Origin of the sequence: Kurthia massiliensis, assembly GCF_000285555.1 — a bacterium.
GTDB lineage: Bacteria > Bacillota > Bacilli > Bacillales_A > Planococcaceae > Kurthia > Kurthia massiliensis.
Map to the genome: position 1 here is coordinate 709,968 of NZ_HE610996.1, position 19,861 is coordinate 729,828.

Sequence of the window (19,861 nt, forward strand, 5' to 3'; positions counted from 1 at the left end):
CCTCCGCTCTTTGTTAATATAACCTTATCATTATAGGATAAGATATAAGTTTTTTTCAAGGCTGTAGCAAAATTTGAACGTACTAAACGGACGGAAAAATTTAGTGTATAATAGAACCACTAATCGCTAGGAGAATTTCACATGATACTTAGCCTTATAATTAATTTTTCGATTTTATTTACGTTTATCGTATTGGCGTATTTTTTATATGAGTTTTTCAATTTATCTAACAAACTTTATCGCGCCTATTATCCGATCATTATCGGAATCGGTGGCGGCGTCATTATCATTTTACTTATGAAAACATCATTGCAATTAGCGACCGGTGTTATCGGCGATGCACGTGCGACAGTATTTTTACTCGTCATTATGCTCGGTGGTCCGATTTCCGGTTTCATTACCGCGATGATTAGCGGACTTTTCCGCGTGTTTTACCCAGACTTTTCTTGTGAAACGTTGATTTTTGGGATCAACACTTTTTTAGTCGGCACGATCATTTCACTTTTTGCAATTAAAATGCCGATTAATTGGCGGAATGTGCACGTTTACTTAATAGCATGCGTGTTAGAGTTGGCTTGTTTCGTCATTATCGCAACCGAAGTGTCGTATAACGATATGAAAATTTGGATTATCGCGATTATGAACTGCCTCGCTTTTTATGCAACGTATGTCGTACTACATATTTTTAAAAAGCAATTTGCGTATACGCGCTCTATTGAACGCATTGCCGATACGGACTATTTAACAGGAATGCCAAACAATCGTATTTTCCGCGAACAGTTAAAAAAACTGACGGAACAACAACGACCTTTTGCACTCGTGTTAATGGACATTGATCATTTCCGTACAATCAATCAGCAGCACGGCCATTTATACGGCGACGAAATTTTAAAACAGCTTGCCGTCATGCTCGAAGACTTCGCAAGCACACACAATTGTATGGTTGCACGCGTCAGCAGCGATGAGTTTTACTTTATTTGCTATGATGCCGCACCTGCCATCGCGTTAACGTACGCGGCAGAGTTGCGCCTATTGCTCGACCGACGAAAGTTCGCCTTATCGAACGGACAAGAAGCGCAAATTACGATGTCATTTAGCGTCGTCAACTATCCAGATAATGCACAAACAGTCGATGAACTCGTGCAACTCGCGACGTCGACGATGCATGAACATATCGGTCCGAAACAACCGAACACAATCGTTCATGTCAATCATTTTCAATCATCGAAATAAAAAAGCTTTCAATGTTCGCCTTTGTCCGTTTGGCGCATTGAAAGCTTTTTCTGCTTGTTGATTTTACTACATACAGAGGCACATGGCTTGGGTTTAGGGTTTCAAATGCCAATACATGTAATAAAAATCACCCAAGACTGCTGTCCAAAGTCTATTGTTAGACTTTATCTTTTAGTGTACTTTGTTTTGAAGCTAGTTTCAACCTTACTCGCATAACTTCATAGTTTAGTCACTAGTTCAAATCTTCGTGCAATTGACCTTCACTACGGTTCCACATTGCTTCATCGAAATCTTTTAAGAAATCACGCAAAACGTGTTTTGATTTTTCATCCATATGTTCGACGATTACTTTACGTTTCATTGATTTATCCATTTTGTTCACATGGTCTGCTAAAATTTTATAACCACGACGTTTTTCACGGTTTACGACCATTTCACAAGCTGTCACACCTGCATAGTATCCGCCTTCAGGTTTTTGTTCAATCGTTACCCATACTAACCAGTAATCTTTACCGCCTTCTGAGTCTTCACGATTTGTCGTAAATTTAATACCTTTTTCGACAGCACTACGCGCGTGCATCGCACCGATATCAACCACAGCAGTACCTTCTTCTACGTCAATAATAACAGGTGATACGTTTTCAAGTGATAACGAGCCGATGCCGTATCCTTTATGTCCATCTGTTGGTGCGTTTTTAATAATGTTAAATTCCATTTTTTTCTTTTCAGCCATTCCAAAATGCCTCCGTTCTGATATGATTAACTTAGATTCACTATATTATTATAAACGAGGAGTGTAGTAAATGCCTGTAGTAACGATTAAAATGATTGAAGGTCGTAATGATGAACAAAAACGTGCGCTTGTAACAGAAGTGACCGATGCGATTTCACGCACAGTCGATGCACCGAAAGAAAACATTACGATTATCATTGAAGAAATGAAAAAAGAGCATTACGCAAATGGCGGCGTACGCGCATCTGATAAATAGTCGAAACATTTCGAATACGAAAAGGCATTGCGAAAACGCAATGCCTTTTCAATTATTTCAGCGCATTAATTTGTATCGTTAATGCGTGAAACTCACGATCAAGTGCATCGTAATCTGCATCGTTTGGCGTTAAAAAACTCAGCTTTCCGAGCACTTCTTGTCGCCGATTTTCGAGTTGCATTCGTTGTTTTTCTGTCGACGTTTCGATTGTTGCACTCGGTGTTACGAGCTGTTGATTCACAATCTTAAACTGGATACTTGTCGTTTTTTCAACGAAATAACGATCATGTGACACGACGATTACCGTGCCGTTATATTCGTTTAATACGTGCTCAAGTTGCTCACGGCTCTCAAGATCTAAATGATTCGTCGGCTCATCTAAAATTAGCACGTTTTTTTGCGCTAAAATGAGTTGCATCAACTTACATTTCACGCGCTCACCCATACTCATATCGCGTATCGGTTCTTCCCACTGCGCACGTGTAAAACCGAGTTGCACCATCAGTGTTTGTACGACTGCACGTTGCTCAAACGTTGGTCGCTCAAACAATATCGATGGCGTCATATCGAGTGGTAAATCAAATACTTGTTGCGTTAAATAGCCGATATTGGCAGCCGGTGAACACCAAATATCCCCTTCATAACTTTCCTGCCCGAGCAACATTTTCAAGAGCGTCGTTTTCCCTGCACCGTTCGGACCGACAAGCGCAATGCGGTCTCCATATTGAATCGTTGCGTTCACATCGTTAAAAATAACACGGCTCCCGTACGACTTTGAAACTGCTTTCAGTTCTATTAGAAATTTACCAGTCGGTTCACTCTGCTGAAATTCAAAGTAGACACGATGCGGTACTTTCGGTGCCGTCACTTCATGCTTCAACAACTCTTTTTGTAATCGCTTTTCTTTCGACTTTACTTGGTTATCCATCTTTTTCGCTTTGACGCGGAAATATTCTTTAAAGCCCCCTTGTTTCGTCGATTCACGGTACGCTTTCTCACTCCAAGAAGACAGTTGGTCAAGCTGACTTTCAATACGCGCTTTCTCTGCTTTTTGCTGTTCGTATTGTTTATGTTGACGCGCAATTTTTGCATCATATTGTTCCACGAAATGCGTATAATTGCCGTTATAGCGTTCCACTTGGTGGTCGTCTACGTGCCAAATTTCCGTCGCAACATCGTCTAAAAATGCACGGTTATGCGATACGATCACAACGGTACCCCGGTAACGCTTTAGTTGTGTCGTCAACTGTTGCAAGCTCGCTTCATCTAAATGGTTCGTCGGTTCATCTAGTAGTAAGAGCTGCGCTTTTTGTGCAAATGCCTCCGCTAAGCGTAACTTTAATTTTTCACCGCCGCTTAGCACGTCGTAATCCGTTGCAGGCATTTGCCATTTTTCTCTCATATTTGTTGGTACTGGGCGTTCAAACGTTTGCGCTTCTTGTGACACGTAAAAGGTCGACGCTTTTCGGAACCATTCGATATGGCCTGCAGTCGGTTTGAGCTCCCCTGCTAATAATTTTAATAATGTCGACTTTCCTGCACCGTTAATACCGACGATGCCGATACGTGCTCCAGCGCGCATCGAGACGTTTATATTGGTTAAAATTGGTTCATACGTCACATCATGTAATGTACATAATACTGTCATGGAAATGACCTCCTCATACGGAGGGATAAAAAAATCCCTCCAATTAAAATTGGAAGGATTAGTCAGAGCGCGAACCTAAAAAGGCAGCCGTCGCGCTAACGGCATATATAAGAAAGCCATGCTGATGACCTTTCTCTTAATCAATGAATGTGGACAGACTAATCCTATTTTTTTCACAAAAATATTTGCGCATAAAATAAGATTATTGAATCATCGTCCGCCCTCATTCCTTTCTTTTCTATATCTATTGTCTATTATACACGTCTTGTATCATTTTTAAACTGTTCAAGCTTGTCAATAAATTGAAAAGCACGTTCGATTTCTTCATCGGTGAAATTCAACTTTGCTTTAACGACGCGTAGTTTCGCCACTTGCTCCTCACGCGAAAGTGCATCGAAATACAACAGTGTCGATACGAGCTCTAAAAAACGTGAACTTTGTGTATTCAGCGCGTCAACGACTTTCGTTAAATCGAGCGTTTCACGCGCGAAACAATCGGTAAATGAGGTTCCCTCTTCAGTGACCGTGTATCGGTATTGTTGATAAGCGCCTTTATCTTCTTTTCGTTCGCTCAAAAAACCCATCGTACAAAGTTCTTCGACACGCAACGTTAATTCTTCTGAATACGGACCGTACATATGAAAATGATATTTTTCGTTAAATGGGTAATCGAGTTTTTTCGCGATATACACCATTTTTTGCAATTTTTTTCGTCCTACGACTTCACCAGCTAATGAAACAAAACGTACCACATTGGCATGTTGTTCTAACACGGGTCGCTCCCCTTTCTAACTATTGAGCACTTCTAATATTTGTTTGCGCAACATGCGCTTTTTGCCATTTTCTAATAGCGTATCTTCTGGAAAATAGATTTTATGGTCATAACGACGTTTCCCTGAAATCGCTTCAACAATTTCAGAGCTACGCGATAACTCCGATAAATCGCCGTTCGATTTTTGTAAATGAATCGGCATGCGCCCTTCTTCTTCACCAGGGCGATAGAAGTCGTACGGTAAATCAGATGTCGAGTCGATCACTAAATAATAATTTGAGTCGAGTCCTGCCTTTTTATACAGTTCTTCTAGCGCTAATAACTTTCTAAAATCGGTTCCTGGATCGTACTCGATATATTTAAATAAGCGACGGTTTAAAAAACGGCTGCTTAAATCGCTTAAAATTGGATCTTGTTCGTGCGTCCAAAAATGAAAATACGACATAATAATATTTTCATCGAGTTCAATATATTGTTGCAACTCGATATTACCATCAAAAAATGAACGGAATGGTCCCGGCTCCATTTGGAACGTATAACCGGCGCGATAAAGCTCTTGCGCACGTTCAAGCGTTTTACGCAAAATGACTTCTGCACTGCGCGATACCGGATGGAAATATACTTGCCAATACATTTGGTAGCGACTCATAATATAGTCTTCTACCGCATGCATTCCTGTCGACTTAATGACGATTTGATCTTCTTTCGGACGCATGACACGTAAAATACGCTCCATATCAAAGTGACCGTAGCTGACGCCTGTAAAGTACGCATCGCGCTGTAAATAATCCATGCGATCTGCATCAATTTGACTTGAAATGAGACTGACGACTTGTTGGTTTTCGTACGTCTTTTCAATGACGTCCGACACTTTTTGTGGAAAGTCGTCTGACACGCGGCGCAAGACAGCATTTACTTCAGTATCTCCTAAAATGATCGCACGCGTATACGCTTCGTGATCTAAATGGAATACGTGTTCAAACGCATGTGAAAACGGTCCATGTCCTAAATCGTGCAACAGTGCTGCACACAATGTGACGAGACGTTCTGATTTATCCCATTCCGAGAAATCAGCGAATACGTCATCAACGACGCGGCGTGTAATTTCATACACCCCTAATGAATGACTAAAACGGCTATGTTCAGCTCCGTGAAATACTAAATACGTTGTACCGAGCTGTTTAATGCGACGCAAACGTTGGAACTCGCGCGTCGCAATTAAATCCCAAATAATTTGATCTCTGACGTGCACGTAACGGTGAACTGGATCTTTAAATACTTTTTCTTCTGTTAGTTTTTTCGTTGCATAACTCAAACGCACACCCCCTACACCCATTAAAAACCAATTTTAAAAAACGTTCAAATATTCGATAAGAAAAAAATTTAGCAGGCTGACTGTGCAACCTGCTAAATTTTTATTTTTCTTTTGCTTCGACTGGTGTCCATTTATCGACAAAGCCTTCTGGCAGTTTCTTTTGTGATTTTAATTTTTTGATGATCTTCGGCATTAATTCTTCTTCTGTATGTGCCGCACATGGGCGGTTGTTGACGATCGTAAATGTTTTACGAAGTCCTGGTCCACAATAAGATTGGCATTTAATATCAATCTCTGCATCGGGATCGATTTCCTTTAATTTAGGAATCAATGTTTTTAAATTAACGGCCTGACATTCATCGCAAACACGAAATTCGTTTGCCATATTCAAATGCAACCCTTTCTTTTCATAATCTCATACACTTCAGTGTAGCTGATTTTTATAGCAACATTCAAGTGTCTAAACATTTACGATTGCACGAGTAGTTTTTTATTACGATCAAATACGCGCTGTAAATAGTATAAATATTGCTCCATTTCATCTTGTTCGAAGCCACCCATACGCAGTTCTTCTGAATGTTCATATAAGAAACGTTGCAGGCGAGCATTCACTTGTTGTACCGTTAACGGCTCACCAATAATTTCAGATAACGACGCCATCACTTCTGGACGTACTTTCGGGTATTCAAATTTCGTTTGTTCTTGTTGCAATGCTACGTCGTAGAAATCGCGAATTAACGCGGCGCGGTCACCGCCACTACCTTCAACTGATAAATAAATTTGAACGGCAATACCACCGCGAATACGGCGTTGCGCGATGCCTGCAAACTTTTTACCATCGACGCTTAAATCGTACGAACCTGGGCAGTAAGAGCCGACGATTTCATACGCTTCAATGCGCGATGCAATTTCAGGGAATAATCCTTTAATTAAATCGACCATAATGTCATAGCCTGTATTAATATCAATGCTTCCGGCTGCTTCTCCGATCACGATCGAAATGTTTAATACACCTTCGTCTAGTACGACCGCTAAGCCACCTGAATTGCGCACAATTGGGTGATAACCACGCGATGTTAATAAATCCATCCCAGCTTGCACGTATGGTAAACGATGGTCTTGAATGCCCATGACGACAGACGATCCATGCACCCATGTGCGAACAGTTACGGGTGAAAGCCCCGCGCCAACAAGATGACAAAGTGTGTCATCTGCAGCAAATGATTCTAATGGCGAACGATCTATACCGCTGACAGATTGATCGATATAGCGCCACGTTTTTTGCGTTAAATATTGCATCATTGTTTATCTCCCGTACTCATAATCTTTTCTTCAACAGTGTACACGAATTCATCACATTTTTAAAATGTGTACGTTTTGCCAACGGACTATTCAAACAAGTTGTGCTAAAATTGCATTGAAGATATTCTCATTTATTAAGGAGTGTTACACATATGATCGAAGCAGCACAAACTTTAGACGGCTGGTACGTATTACACGATTTCCGTGCAATTAACTGGCCAATGTGGAAACAAACTGATGAAGCGTTCCGCAAACAAGCAACAGACGAATTTATCGCTTTTTTAGCCGAATTAAATAAAGCGGACGAAGCAAAAACTGGTTCTCACGCATTTTATTCAATTACAGGTCAAAAAGCAGATTTCGTTTTAATGACATTACGTGAAACAATGGAAGAACTAAACGAAATCGAAACGAAATTCGCAAAACTTGCGATCGCAGATTTCACAATTCCAACGTATTCTTACGTGTCAGTTGTTGAGCTTTCTAACTACTTAGCGAAAGCAAAAGCAGGCGACGAACCAGCACAAGACCCTTACCAAAACGAACACGTACGCGCACGTCTTTACCCAGAACTTCCTCGTTGGGAACATTTCTGCTTCTATCCAATGGATAAACGTCGCGAAAAAGGCGCAAACTGGTACATGCTAGAAATGGAAGCACGTCAAGCAATGATGCGCTCTCACGGTATGATTGGCCGCAGCTATGCAGGTAAAGTGAAACAAATCATTTCTGGTTCTATCGGCTTCGATGACCATGAGTGGGGCGTTACATTATTTGCACATGACGTACTACAATTCAAAAAATTAATTTACGAAATGCGCTTTGATGAAGTATCTGCACGCTATGCAGACTTCGGTGAATTCTTCGTCGGTCACCTTTTAGACGACGATAAATTACGCAAATTACTTGCGCTTTAATCCAACAAAAATGGGTGTCCTTACATGAGGGCACCCATTTTTTTGTTACACTGTATATTTTTTCGATAACTCATAACATTTATCGATAATGCGTTTTTCTACTTTTTCGTCGTTCGGTAAACGCGACTCTGCATAGTCGGCTAATTCTAAAATATAGCCGATCATCGATGCATATTCAGCATGTTCTAACACCGCTAAATCCGTTAAATCCGAACCAATCGCAACATATTCATTTTCAGCAATGCCAATTTGTTGTAGCGCATGCCATTTGTTCACTTTCTTCGGTGTAATCGTCAGCGTCGGTGCATGCTCCCCCGTCACTTTCGTATAAAAACCGAGCGCTTCTGCTTCTCGTTGCAATGCGTCCATGCCATCTGCAGCTAAAATACAAATACGCGAAATATTATTTAAATGCGTCGGTTTCACATTTTGTGCAAGTAACGATCGATCTAACGTTTGCGCTATGTCATGAAACTGTCCGCCCGTATAACTGTAGTCCCAATCAGCTTCCATGAGGAAAGTGGCATCATATTTTTGCATCGCTTGTTGAAGTTCGTCGATCTCTGTTGATGAAAATGTTGAGAGTTGTGTCAGTTCACCATTTTTACAAATAACCGCACCATCTAACCCGATCATCGCCTCGTTATGAAAACGACGATCTAGTTTTGGCAACATGTTGCGCACCGCTTCTGTCGATGTAAAGATGAGTTGATGTCCGTTATCCTTTAAAAAATCAAACATATATTGCAAGTTCATCGAAACAGGTTGGTTATCGTAAGAAATGGCTTGGTCTAAATTAAAGACAAAATGCATAAGGTCCACTTCTTTCTCTTGTAGTGTTGTGTAGTGTATTAATACCCTTTCTCTATAAGACACAAGCACAAAATAGATGATTCACGAAAATAGCATTATATATAGCCTTAATTTTTATGGGAATTTGTTAAAAATGAACGATATACGCAAAAATATAAAATACCTAAACAATCGAAAAAGAGGCTGGGACATAAGTGTAAAAACACCATCTCAAATGAGCATAAGAAAAACCGGAAACGCGCTGTGGTGCGGTTCCGGTTTTTAGTTACGAACGCTAAAAAATGAAAATGAAATGTTTTGTCCCAGCCTCTTGTCATTAGTCTTTAATATGTTTCGCTGACATCAGCAATGCGACCCAGCCGATTAACATCGACACGCCACCAATTGGTGTAATCGCACCGAGTACTGCAATTTTTGTTAACGCTAATGCGTATAAACTACCGGCAAATAAAATCACGCCGATAAGCATCGCTGTCCCTGCAACGCGTAACGATTTAACGTTACCGATGACATTTTTATGCATTAATACGCCGATGACTAAAATGACAATGGCGTGGAACATTTGATAATGTACGCCTGTTTCCCAAATATCTTCATAACCATTTTTCGCTAAAATATCGCTCAGTGCATGTGCACCAAACGCGCCAAGTGCTACTGCTAAAAATCCGAGCACTGAGCCGATCATTAATTGTTTCTTCATAAAGAACTCCTCTAACTTAAAAGTCGAATAACGAATCCCCATTCGCATCGTCTTCTTCTATTTTTTTCGTTGGTAAACTTGGTGCTGGTACGATTTGCGGTGCAACAGCTGGCACTGGTTGCTTCATTTGCATCGGTGCTTCTGTCACACGTTGTGGTGCCACTTGTCGTTCGTTCGCCAATGCGACATCACATAACGCACGAATTGCTGTCAGCTGTTCGCGTACTTGCGCTTCGTCACCTGTTGCTTCTGAAGCATGTTGCTGAATCGCCGCGACAATCATGTCATAAGAAATCATGAACACTACTCCTTTTTCTTCGGTACGAATTTCAAACAGTCCATACCTGATGAATTTTTCACGACCATTGATGGAATGGCGCGCGATTTAAAACCGTAGGCGCGACATGCGCGTGGTGCCGCTTGCTCCCAAGTGACTTGGAAGTATTGGCATTGAAAACAATTCGGTTTCATGATGTTACTCCTTTACTTCGTTAAATCAAAATCAATTGGTTGTTGGCCCCATGCTTCTAATTGGGCATTAATTTTAGAAAACGGTTGGCTCCCAAAAAAGCCGCGATGAGCACTTAATGGACTCGGGTGCGGCGCTTTAATGACCGCATGTTTCGTCGTATCGATGAGCACTTCTTTTTGTTGTGCAGGTCGTCCCCACAACACAAAAATAATCGGCTCATCGCGTTTTGACAACTGACGAATGACCTCATCGGTAAATTGTTCCCAACCTTGATTTTTGTGAGAATGCGCTTCATGTGCACGAACTGTTAATACAGTGTTTAACATCATTACGCCTTGTTTCGCCCATTTCGTCAGCGTTCCATCTTGTGGTACTGGCACACCAATATCCGACTGCATCTCTTTAAAAATATTTTGTAAGCTCGGTGGATGTTTGACGCCAGGCTTCACCGAAAAACTTAAGCCGTGTGCTTGTCCAGGACCGTGATACGGATCTTGTCCTAAAATGACGACTTTCACATCTGGATAATCGGTGTAACGAAACGCATTCCACATATCATTCATAGGTGGATAAACGGTTTCGTTAAAATATTCGTACTTTAAAAATTCGCGAAGCTTTAAATAGTACGGCTTCTCAAATTCTGCACCGACAACTTGTTGCCACGTATTATCGAAAATTTGTTTCGTCATAATATTTACTCCTTAAATTGGACATCTACTTCATAGTTTACTAGACCGAACATATTTTTCAAAGATTCCTCCGCATTTGTGCGCGCTTTGTCAAGAAGACCTTCTGCTGTTACTTCTTTCACCATTTCTTTTTGCGCTTCGTTCGCTAAATCATAGCCTTCTTTAATCGTCGCTTCGTCGCGGAAAATGCCTTCGCTTGAAAATACTTTTACTTTATTTAAATCGAGTGCGGCCTCCCCTAAAATTTGAGGTGCCGGTAATTGAATCGTTAACGTTTTTGCCGCTTCATCGATGTCGACATCGCGCGCTGTAATACCGCTTAAATCAACGCCTGCTTTTACGGTCCCTGGAATAACGACGAGCACTTTTTGCTCCGTACCAGGAATATCGAGATTAATTTCTTTGCCGAAAATTTTATTGTTCGTACGCTCGATTAACACTTTCGCATACGCTTCGGCAGTCGTGAGTTCGTTTAAATCGCTCATGCGTTCAACGAGCGTTTCTTTTTCAATTTTTTCACTCGTCGTGAGATTTTTCCAAATGACAAACGGCGCAATGATCGCCGCAACAAATACAATAATGGCTGACGTTATTAAAACGTGCCCCTTTTTCATAAACAAATTCCTCCTATTTCAAACTCTTTGCTATTATAGATGACTTTGTAGATGTTTTCATGTCGCAGTAATCTGACCTTATAAAAAACTCAATTTTTGACCATTTTCAAAAAGCCAGTTTCATAGCATAATAAAGCTATGAATTTAACTGAAAATATTGACAACAAAGGAGTTTTTTACGATGTTACCAAAAACTTTAACAATTGCTGGCTCTGATGCTTCAGGTGGCGCTGGCTTAGAAGCAGATTTAAAAGCGTTCCAAGAACATAATACGTACGGCATGGCAGCCGTTTCTGTCATCGCAACGATGGACCCTGACAACAACTGGTCACACGGTGTCTATACGTTACCAATTGACGTGTTAGAAGCACAACTTAAAACCGCTTTTTCAACAGGGATTGATGCGTTGAAAACAGGCATGTTATCGACAGAAGCAGTTATTGAAACAGCTGGTAAAGCGATTCAACAATCAGGCGTAAAAAATGTTGTCATTGACCCAGTCATGGTATGTAAAGGTGAAGATGAAGTATTAAATCCTGGCAACGTCACAGCGATGAAAGAGGCGTTGTTACCGTATGCACTTGTGACAACACCGAACCTTTTTGAAGCAGGTCAACTTGCAGGTGTAAAAACCCCAACGACGATTCAAGAAATGCAAATCGCCGCTGAAAAAATTACCGAGCTTGGCGTGAAAAACGTTGTCATCAAAGGTGGTCGTGGCATTGCACACGATAAAGCGTTCGATTTATTTTACGACGGCGACACACATTATTTATTAGAAACAGAAAAAATTGATACGACTTATAATCACGGTGCTGGTTGTACATTCGCAGCGTCTGTTACAGCGAATTTAGCACTTGGCCTGTCTGTGAAAGAAGCAGTCTTTGAAGCGAAAGAATTCGTCGCTGCAGGGATCAAACATGGTTGGAAATTAAACGAGTTTGTCGGCCCTGTTCACCACGGCGCAAAATCTCGCTTCGGTGCACCAGTCGTAACATTAACAGCGATTGATCCGGTCGCTGTACAATAAACGTTTCACGAAAAATCCCGCTGAAAAGTTTCAGCGGGATTTTTTTATTCATATTTTCGATGACGCCATTTTTTAAGCATTGAATGTAATTTGCGGTAACTAGATGTCACGATAACGATTAACGAAATACCAATGCCCGCAATCGCTGTGAAGTACGCAATCCACTCAAATAGTTTGTATGACTTCAACGCAGACCATTTGTAACCGTCCCCCCACTGTTCGACGACGAGATTCATGCCGTATATCCCCGACATAACCGTAAAAATCGTCAGCATGAACAGCAAGCCGTTTTGTTTTCGTTCACTCGCACTTTGTTGTGTCCGGTACAAACTTTCTAGCGTGTTTTTCACTTCTTCATATTGTTCTGGCACTTTAAAGACGCGGCTTAAATGATTCGCTAACTCAATGCCCGTCGAGCGACTACTAATTTCATTAAAGTAATACGATGCTGAAAACTGATCGATTTGTTCAATCAACTGCTCTGTATAATCTTGGTCGTGTAAAATACTCACTTCGCTATATTGATACGACAATTTGAGTAACGTTAATTTATAGAAGTAATGCAATAACAACTGATAATAATCGATGCCCATAAAACGCACTTGCGTAGCGTTACGTACGGTACAATCTGCTTCAGGCTGGATGATAGATAAATACGCATGTCCGGTAATGACTTTCGTCAGCTTCGGAGAAAAACGATCGTCTACATGGTCGCGTAAGTAACGTTTCATATAATCTTCATTTTCCGCTGAAATCATATCGTTGCCGTTACAATCTAGCCCATCTAATTGACTTAAGCGGTATAAATCGCGTACCGTCGCCTTTTCGGACAGTTCGGTATACACCCCAATTAACATTCGCTCGTCTTCAAAAAACGGTAAGCTCCCAAAATAACCACCACGAATCGCGTCGTGGTTCATAAAGTCATGCATAAACCCACATAAATATCTAAATGTAAAATCACTCACGCTCTCAAACGAACGATTTTCATTAAAAAGGCACATTCCTTTTTCCTCTGGTAGCTTCGGTTCTAATATACGCATATGGTGAAAAAAGTCAATGGCCTCTTTTAACGGTAAGGTGTCGGGCAACTTCACACGCATCGTAATAAAGCCTACTTGAAACGGGCATAAAACGATATCAACACTTAGCACATGAAACGTATATGTACGGTCATGAATGGACATGTGCATCGTTTGATTCATCACTTTCGAATAACGTAAAAAGTTTTCAGGATTTTCTTTTTTCGGAAACAACCGTCGTTCTACATAAGGTAAAAAGTGTTGGTCTAATGCTTCATGCAATATGCTAATGTCGCCATAATATTGATGTTCCAACGACACGCGGTCAAGCGTAAAAAAGTCATATTGCTCGGCTTTCAATACTTCATACAACTTAAATTTTTTATGTTCATGATACGAAAATGGCATCATTAACGTCACATATGTATTGCTTGCTTGCATCTGTCCACCCCCTATCATACTTTTCCCAAGCCAACTAATCGCCAAACCGCGCCAAATTCACTATACTAAGAAGTAGATTTGAAACGTCGGAGGGAGAATCATAATGGAAACAGTTGATATTGCAAAGTTACAAACACTCATCAATTCGTTTGCGAACGAAGATGTGTACGTTCATTTAGAAACGACAAACGGGGCTTACGCGAGCCACTTTGATGAAAAAGTGTTCAACGCTGGCTGCTTCATTCGTAACGTTGTCGTACAATACGAATTAGGTAAAGTAACCGCGGAAGCACCGCACCGTGTAGGGTTAAAACTTGCGAACGGTGGTTGGATTTACGCGCAAGGCATTACACATTACGAATTAGATGACCAAGGTCGCCTGCTAATGGCTGGTCTTGATTACGATGGAAAATTAGCAGTGGCGCTTGAAGTAAGTAAAACGCCGTTCGCTTACTAAAGGAGGATTTTACATGTTAGATCAACAAGAGCGTCAAATTTTAGTCGTGTTCCCACACCCTGATGATGAAGCTTTCGGTGTTTCTGGAACACTTGCGCAATACGCACAAGCCGGTGTGCCAATTACATATGCTTGCTTAACATTAGGTGAAATGGGTCGTAACCTTGGGAACCCACCTTTCGCAACGCGCGAAAGTTTACCAGAAATCCGCAAAAAAGAATTACAAGCTTCTTGCGAGGCAATTGGTATTCAAGACCTTCGCATGATGGGCTTACGTGATAAAACGGTTGAATTTGAAGATGATGAAGAAATGGTTCAAATGATGACGAAATTAATTGATGAATTAAATCCTTCACTTGTCGTGACATTTTATCCGAACTACGCTGTACACCCTGACCACGAAGCGACTTGTAAAGCAGTCGTACGTGCGATTCGCCGTATGCCTGAAGCAGAGCGCCCACGTCTTTACGGCGTTGCGTTTGCGAACAATACACTTGCAGAACTTGGCGAACCACAAATTGTTAATGACATTCGCGACGTACGCGATGCCAAATGGGGCTCAATGACAGCGCACGCTTCACAAACGGGTTGGATGATTCAAGAAGAAGAAAAACGTCGCGCTGAAGGCGATACGGAAGAAAACAACTGGCTAACAGAAGAAAGCATTTATATTTACGATTGGACGAGAGATTTCGAAGAATCGTTTTAGTCATACAAAAAAGGCTGCCCATAGCGGGTAGCCTTTTTTTATTACCATTCACGCACGACTTTATTTAAGCGGAACCATTGGCGCATAATACGCGAATGCGTCATTAATTTTTTTCGCCAATTGTTTTGTTGTGCACAAATAATCGCTCGTAAAAAGTGCGTCATTTGCCCGTCACCGAGGTCACTCGGCTCAATTAAAACGTGCATATTGTAGTCGATATATTGTTGTTTTACTGCATAAGCAATGAGCTTTTGCATTTCCTGTGTCAGTGCAATACGGTCATCTTTTTCATATAATTTCAACACGCGCTCAAATGTTGCTTGAGCGATTTCGTGTGCTTCCACTATGCTTCCCCCCAACACGGCGCAATAGACCATTTTGTAAACAATGGTCTAGCATAAAGCGCTTCGTTCCATGCTGTTCGAACACTAATTCAATTTCGTCCGCATTCATCGTTTTTACATATCCTTTATGATACAACCGATGAATGACTTCTGTCCCGCGAGACAACTCGCGACGATCGGTAATCGCATCTTCCGGTAAGTCGCGTACCTTTTTCTTCTGCTGATACGCTTTATTCGTCACGACGGATTTTCGCTCGACTTTTGGCTCATCAAATACGAACGTCTCCGCTACTTTTTCACCTTTTAAAATGTTTTTGACGTCATCTAAAAAGACAGAGGGCTTCGTTTGCTCTTCGTTATTTTGTTCATACGTCAGTAACTCTAAATGTGTTTTTGCACGCGTCATGCCAACGTAAAACAAGCGCACAGCTTCTTCCATTTGGTCATCACGACCGTCTTTAAACGCTTTAATATCGTCCGCCGCTGGAATAATGCCATCGACGAGGTCAATCATGTATACGCGGTCATATTCTAACCCTTTCGCGCTATGGAATGTCGATAACGTCACAACGCCAGGGCGCTTCGTACTCGACGTTTTCATAATGTCCTCTAATCGTTTTAAGCGATGCGCAAAAGCGGTACAATCTGGCAACCCTTCTGCGATGTATTCAAGTTGTGTCATAATGCCGAGTAGTCGTTCTTCATTTAATTTTAAATGTTCAGCTGTACGCTTCACGCTTTTTTCGTAGCCTAAATCATTGCGAATCAGTTGAATCGCCTCTTTCGGCTGCATATCTTTTAACGCACGAATATGTTTTTTTGCTTTGCGCAACGCTTGCTCTTGATAAGGCGCATGGACGTTACACGCTAATTGATCGAATACCGACGTATGACGGTCATCTTTTGCTAATAGCGCATTCATTTGCGTTTTCTTAATATACGCATTCATTTTCGGATAAATGCGTTCGAGTAAATCTGCGCGCTTATCATTAAACGATAGACGCATAAAGTTCAATATGTCTTCTACGATAAAGTGACGGAAAAACTTCACGTCGACTTCCTTCATATAAAAAGGTACTTGTTGTTTTTCAAGCGCATCGACGAGACGAATCGCTGACGTATTGTTGCGATACAGTACAGCGATGTCCCCTGGGTTTTCTGCCGTTTGAATTTCTTCCACGATATAATTTAATTGCAACGTATGACGGCGCATGTTGCGAATAATCGGCGCCGTCCCTTGTGCATTTTCTGTAAACATCTTTTTATTGAAGCGCTTATGATTACGTTGAATAAAACGATTCGCGACATCGGTAATTTCTTTCGTCGACCGGTAATTTTGCGCCATCGTTAACACTTTTGCATTCGGATATTGCTTCGGAAATGACAGTAACTTCGATACGTCTGCCCCACGCCATGAAAAAATCGACTGATCATCATCAGCGACGATACATAAATTTTGATGTGGTTCGGCTAATATACGGACAATTTCATGTTGAATGACTGAATTATCTTGGCCTTCATCGGTCAATACGTATGTGAATCGTTGTTGATACGCCGTACGAATCGCCTCGTCATTACATAAAATGTCGTAGCAATACGTCAACATATCATCAAAATCGAGCAACACGTGTATACCGTCCCGCTGTTTAAACGTTTCGTATCGTTCGTACAGTTCTGCTGCGTCCGTTAAACTACATAATGCTTTTTTCAATGCATCGCCTGTCAGCATACGGTTTTTGACGAAACTAATGTACGCTAACAGTTCATCCATTTCATCTTCCGTCGGCTGTGTTTTACGTTTTTCGGTAAACAGATTTCGAATGATCATTTTTTTGTTCCATTGCATATCATTCGTACCTTCAATTAAGCGGAACTGTTTACCCGTTTGATAAAAATGTTCGCGCACGATACGATACGCTAAACTATGGATTGTTGAAAAATGAATACGCTCGTTCGTTAACGTACTGAAAAAGCGTTCAAATCGGTCACTCATATCACGCGCAGCCGCTTTACTAAATGTAATGGCTAAAATACGTTCGGGTGATACGTGCTTTTCAAGCAACAAATAACCGATTTTCATATTTAACGTCGTCGTTTTACCAGAACCAGGTGAAGCTAATAATAAAAGAGGCCCGTCCGTACAACGTACTGCCTCTTTTTGCACATCATTTAACACGACACCACTCACTTGTGCCATCGTTTCAAAAAAATCCATTTGTTCGTGCCTCCGTTCAAATTGTCTACTTTCTATTATACACGTTTCTGTTTTTACTACGTAAATGATGCGTTTCATCACTCATTTAACGCACTTTCTTCTACATAATGGCGAAATATTTTGAATTAACTAAAAATTTCGTACTTTTTAATATATTGTGTGTTAAAATGAACAAATATAATTTCACCCTAGGAGGCATTATTTATGGAAGCAACTGAAAAACGTGTACAAGTGGAAAATGTCTTGATTGCACATCAATTACTCAAAGATGTCGTCAAACATACACCGCTTGAAAAAGACGATTTCTTATCGAAAAAGTATGGTTGTACGGTCTATTTAAAACGTGAAGATTTACAACACGTCCGTTCATTTAAATTGCGAGGCGCGTACTACAAAATTAAAAATATCGAGGAGGCTGCCCGTGAAAGCGGCGTCGTATGTGCATCAGCAGGTAACCATGCACAAGGTGTCGCTTTCGCGTGTGCCCATCTAGGTATTCACGGTCATATTTTTATGCCGACAACAACGCCAAACCAAAAAATCGAGCAAGTGCGTATGTTTGGTCGCGAGTATGTTGAAATTATTTTAGCTGGCGATACGTTTGATGCGTCATCTAAAGCTGCTCAGGAATTTTGTGAAGCTGAAAATCATTTGTTCATTCATCCGTTTGACGATGCAGACGTCATTGCGGGCCAAGGCACCGTTGCCGTGGAAATTATGAACGATATTGAGGAGCCAATTGACTACGTATTCGGTAGTATTGGTGGCGGCGGACTAATGTCTGGTGTAGCAACATACATTAAAAATTTGTCTCCTAAATCGCAAATTATCGGCGTTGAACCTGCGGGTGCCGCAAGCATGAAAGCAGCCTTAGAAGCACATCACCCTGTCGAATTACCGAAGATCGATAAATTCGTCGACGGTGCAGCTGTTCAATGCGCGGGTGAATTAACATCGCAAATGTGCGAACTTCTCATTGATGACATCGTCGTCGTACCAGAAGGTAAAGTATGTACATCGATTTTAGAACTTTATAATAAACAAGCAATCGTCGCAGAACCAGCTGGTGCTTTACCAGTTGCGGCACTTGATTACTATAAAGATGACATTAAAGGTAAATCAGTCGTTTGTATTATTAGCGGCGGGAATAACGATATCGGTCGTATGCAAGAAATTAAAGAAAAATCGTTAATCCACGAAGGTTTACTATACTACTTTATCGTCAGCTTCCCACAACGCGCGGGTGCGCTTCGCCAATTCCTAACAGAAGTACTTGGCCCAGACGATGATATTACGACATTTGAATATACGAAGAAAAACAATAAAGAAAGCGGTCCTGCATTAGTCGGCATCGAGTTAAAACAACCCGGCGACTACAATGCATTAATCGCCCGCTTCAAATCAAATGGCTTCGAGTTTATGGAAGTCAACAACGACAGCACATTATTTACATTATTAGTTTAAACAAATCCCATGAATGAAATCGACCCGCCAACTTCCCATTGGCGGGTTTTTAATTCGTTTTATCCTTCGTACAACGGTGCGATGAAAATTTAAGTCCTTTTTGACTTCTCGTACAAAAATCGCTAAAATAGAGACTCACTCGTGGTTCGAAACCATCCCACGTAAAAAAACTAAGGAGCGAAATATATATGCAAAAAACGGTTCAAAGCACTTCATCAAAAAAAGTGCGCTCAATGGCAACAGGTGGGGTCATCGCTGCACTTTATGTCGCAGTTGCGATGTTAATTGCCCCATTCGGCTTCACACAAATTCAATTCCGTGTCGCTGAAATGTTTAATCATTTAATTGTCTTTAACAAAAAATACATCGTACCAATCGTACTTGGTGTATTTGTGACAAACTTATTTTCACCACTTGGTTGGTACGATTTAGTGTTCGGTGTCGGTCAAACGTTGATTTCACTTTGTGCAGTCATTTTGATCAGCCGCTATATTAAAGGTGAAACTGCTCGCATGATTGCGACGACAATTACGTTCACATTCACAATGGCAATTATCGCTTGGGAATTACACCTTGCGTTTGAATTACCATTCTTCCTTACATGGTTCACATGTGCGGTCGGTGAATTCGTCGTATTACTAGCAGGTATTCCGATCATGAAAGCATTAAATCGCCGTCTACATTTTAAACACTTAATTTAATACGCAGACAAAAG

General features: G+C 41.0%; 22 protein-coding genes, 1 pseudogene and 1 riboswitch. Of the genes and pseudogenes, 8 read left to right on the forward strand and 15 right to left on the reverse strand.

Translation table 11 applies throughout. The features are described 5' to 3' along the window. Positions 1-141: 141 nt before the first annotated feature. A complete protein-coding gene (locus KMHG_RS03790; protein WP_010287134.1) occupies positions 142-1,233 on the forward strand; it encodes a diguanylate cyclase in 1,092 nt (363 codons plus the stop codon). A gap of 232 nt (positions 1,234-1,465) precedes the next feature. Here KMHG_RS03790 and KMHG_RS03795 read toward each other — a convergent pair whose 3' ends face one another. Then, positions 1,466-1,966: a YwhD family protein gene (locus tag KMHG_RS03795; protein ID WP_010287136.1), complete on the reverse strand. Its 501-nt coding sequence runs from the start codon at positions 1,964-1,966 to the stop codon at positions 1,466-1,468. A 70-nt stretch (positions 1,967-2,036) separates the two neighbouring features. Between KMHG_RS03795 and thmT the strand changes: the two genes are divergently transcribed. Next, positions 2,037-2,222: a 2-hydroxymuconate tautomerase gene (gene thmT, locus KMHG_RS03800; RefSeq protein ID WP_010287137.1), complete on the forward strand. Its 186-nt coding sequence runs from the start codon at positions 2,037-2,039 to the stop codon at positions 2,220-2,222. A gap of 52 nt (positions 2,223-2,274) precedes the next feature. Here thmT and abc-f read toward each other — a convergent pair whose 3' ends face one another. From abc-f to lipL, 5 genes and pseudogenes are all read right to left on the reverse strand, one after another. Beyond that, positions 2,275-3,870 (reverse strand): ribosomal protection-like ABC-F family protein, encoded by a 1,596-nt coding sequence (abc-f, locus tag KMHG_RS03805; RefSeq protein WP_010287140.1) that lies wholly within the window; start codon positions 3,868-3,870, stop codon positions 2,275-2,277. A gap of 254 nt (positions 3,871-4,124) precedes the next feature. Then, entirely contained in the window at positions 4,125-4,643 is a 519-nt protein-coding gene (locus KMHG_RS03810) for a YwgA family protein (RefSeq protein WP_010287142.1), read from the reverse strand. Positions 4,644-4,658: 15 nt separating this feature from the next. After that, the gene (locus KMHG_RS03815) at positions 4,659-5,957 is read right to left on the reverse strand and encodes an HD domain-containing protein (protein ID WP_010287143.1); all 1,299 of its coding nucleotides are present in this window, start codon (positions 5,955-5,957) and stop codon (positions 4,659-4,661) included. A 166-nt stretch (positions 5,958-6,123) separates the two neighbouring features. Continuing rightward, positions 6,124-6,342 (reverse strand): annotated as a pseudogene (locus tag KMHG_RS17325) (YuzB family protein); the annotation flags it as partial. A gap of 83 nt (positions 6,343-6,425) precedes the next feature. Next, on the reverse strand, positions 6,426-7,259 hold the full coding sequence (gene lipL / locus KMHG_RS03825; RefSeq protein WP_026021991.1) for an octanoyl-[GcvH]:protein N-octanoyltransferase: 834 nt from the start codon (positions 7,257-7,259) through the stop codon (positions 6,426-6,428). Between the two features lie 152 nt (positions 7,260-7,411). On the opposite strand from lipL, the gene hemQ reads away from it, so the two are divergent. Continuing rightward, positions 7,412-8,176: a hydrogen peroxide-dependent heme synthase gene (hemQ, locus tag KMHG_RS03830; RefSeq protein ID WP_010287148.1), complete on the forward strand. Its 765-nt coding sequence runs from the start codon at positions 7,412-7,414 to the stop codon at positions 8,174-8,176. A gap of 45 nt (positions 8,177-8,221) precedes the next feature. On the opposite strand, the gene KMHG_RS03835 is transcribed toward hemQ, so the two are convergent. The 6 genes from KMHG_RS03835 to KMHG_RS17330 form a co-directional block, all read right to left on the reverse strand. After that, positions 8,222-8,989 (reverse strand): HAD hydrolase family protein, encoded by a 768-nt coding sequence (locus KMHG_RS03835; protein WP_010287150.1) that lies wholly within the window; start codon positions 8,987-8,989, stop codon positions 8,222-8,224. 316 nt (positions 8,990-9,305) lie between these two features. Continuing rightward, positions 9,306-9,689, reverse strand: coding sequence for a DUF423 domain-containing protein (locus KMHG_RS03840; RefSeq protein ID WP_010287152.1), 384 nt, complete (start codon positions 9,687-9,689; stop codon positions 9,306-9,308). 16 nt (positions 9,690-9,705) lie between these two features. Then, entirely contained in the window at positions 9,706-9,987 is a 282-nt protein-coding gene (locus tag KMHG_RS03845; RefSeq protein ID WP_010287156.1) for a YwdI family protein, read from the reverse strand. A gap of 5 nt (positions 9,988-9,992) precedes the next feature. Then, positions 9,993-10,160, reverse strand: coding sequence for a hypothetical protein (locus KMHG_RS03850; protein WP_010287159.1), 168 nt, complete (start codon positions 10,158-10,160; stop codon positions 9,993-9,995). Between the two features lie 12 nt (positions 10,161-10,172). Continuing rightward, complete coding sequence (locus KMHG_RS03855; protein ID WP_010287161.1) at positions 10,173-10,850, reverse strand: uracil-DNA glycosylase; 678 nt, start codon at positions 10,848-10,850, stop codon at positions 10,173-10,175. A 5-nt stretch (positions 10,851-10,855) separates the two neighbouring features. Continuing rightward, positions 10,856-11,464 carry a DUF4230 domain-containing protein gene (locus KMHG_RS17330; RefSeq protein ID WP_010287162.1) on the reverse strand — a complete coding sequence of 203 codons (609 nt, stop codon included), beginning with the start codon at positions 11,462-11,464 and terminating at the stop codon, positions 10,856-10,858. Positions 11,465-11,645: 181 nt separating this feature from the next. Between KMHG_RS17330 and thiD the strand changes: the two genes are divergently transcribed. Further along, positions 11,646-12,494, forward strand: coding sequence for a bifunctional hydroxymethylpyrimidine kinase/phosphomethylpyrimidine kinase (gene thiD / locus KMHG_RS03865; RefSeq protein WP_010287163.1), 849 nt, complete (start codon positions 11,646-11,648; stop codon positions 12,492-12,494). 44 nt (positions 12,495-12,538) lie between these two features. Here the strand turns inward: thiD and KMHG_RS03870 are convergent, their stop codons facing one another. Beyond that, positions 12,539-13,957, reverse strand: a complete 1,419-nt coding sequence (locus KMHG_RS03870) for a hypothetical protein (protein WP_010287164.1) — start codon at positions 13,955-13,957, stop codon at positions 12,539-12,541. 103 nt (positions 13,958-14,060) lie between these two features. On the opposite strand from KMHG_RS03870, the gene KMHG_RS03875 reads away from it, so the two are divergent. Both KMHG_RS03875 and bshB2 read left to right on the forward strand, forming a co-directional pair. Then, positions 14,061-14,414 (forward strand): YojF family protein, encoded by a 354-nt coding sequence (locus KMHG_RS03875; protein ID WP_010287165.1) that lies wholly within the window; start codon positions 14,061-14,063, stop codon positions 14,412-14,414. A 13-nt stretch (positions 14,415-14,427) separates the two neighbouring features. Further along, the gene (bshB2, locus tag KMHG_RS03880) at positions 14,428-15,123 is read left to right on the forward strand and encodes a bacillithiol biosynthesis deacetylase BshB2 (protein WP_010287167.1); all 696 of its coding nucleotides are present in this window, start codon (positions 14,428-14,430) and stop codon (positions 15,121-15,123) included. Positions 15,124-15,164: 41 nt separating this feature from the next. Here the strand turns inward: bshB2 and KMHG_RS03885 are convergent, their stop codons facing one another. Beyond that, positions 15,165-15,467, reverse strand: coding sequence for a hypothetical protein (locus tag KMHG_RS03885; RefSeq protein ID WP_010287169.1), 303 nt, complete (start codon positions 15,465-15,467; stop codon positions 15,165-15,167). After that, positions 15,433-17,682, reverse strand: coding sequence for an ATP-dependent helicase (locus KMHG_RS03890; protein ID WP_010287171.1), 2,250 nt, complete (start codon positions 17,680-17,682; stop codon positions 15,433-15,435). Before KMHG_RS03890 ends, KMHG_RS03885 begins: the two co-directional genes overlap by 35 nt. 204 nt (positions 17,683-17,886) lie before the next feature. Here KMHG_RS03890 and ilvA point away from each other — a divergent pair, with 204 nt between their 5' ends. Together ilvA and KMHG_RS03900 are read left to right on the forward strand one after the other, a co-directional pair. Beyond that, entirely contained in the window at positions 17,887-19,146 is a 1,260-nt protein-coding gene (gene ilvA, locus KMHG_RS03895; protein ID WP_010287172.1) for a threonine ammonia-lyase IlvA, read from the forward strand. A 135-nt stretch (positions 19,147-19,281) separates the two neighbouring features. After that, positions 19,282-19,326, forward strand: a riboswitch (PreQ1 riboswitch). Positions 19,327-19,334: 8 nt separating this feature from the next. Beyond that, positions 19,335-19,847, forward strand: a complete 513-nt coding sequence (locus KMHG_RS03900) for a QueT transporter family protein (RefSeq protein ID WP_010287174.1) — start codon at positions 19,335-19,337, stop codon at positions 19,845-19,847. Positions 19,848-19,861: the final 14 nt, after the last annotated feature.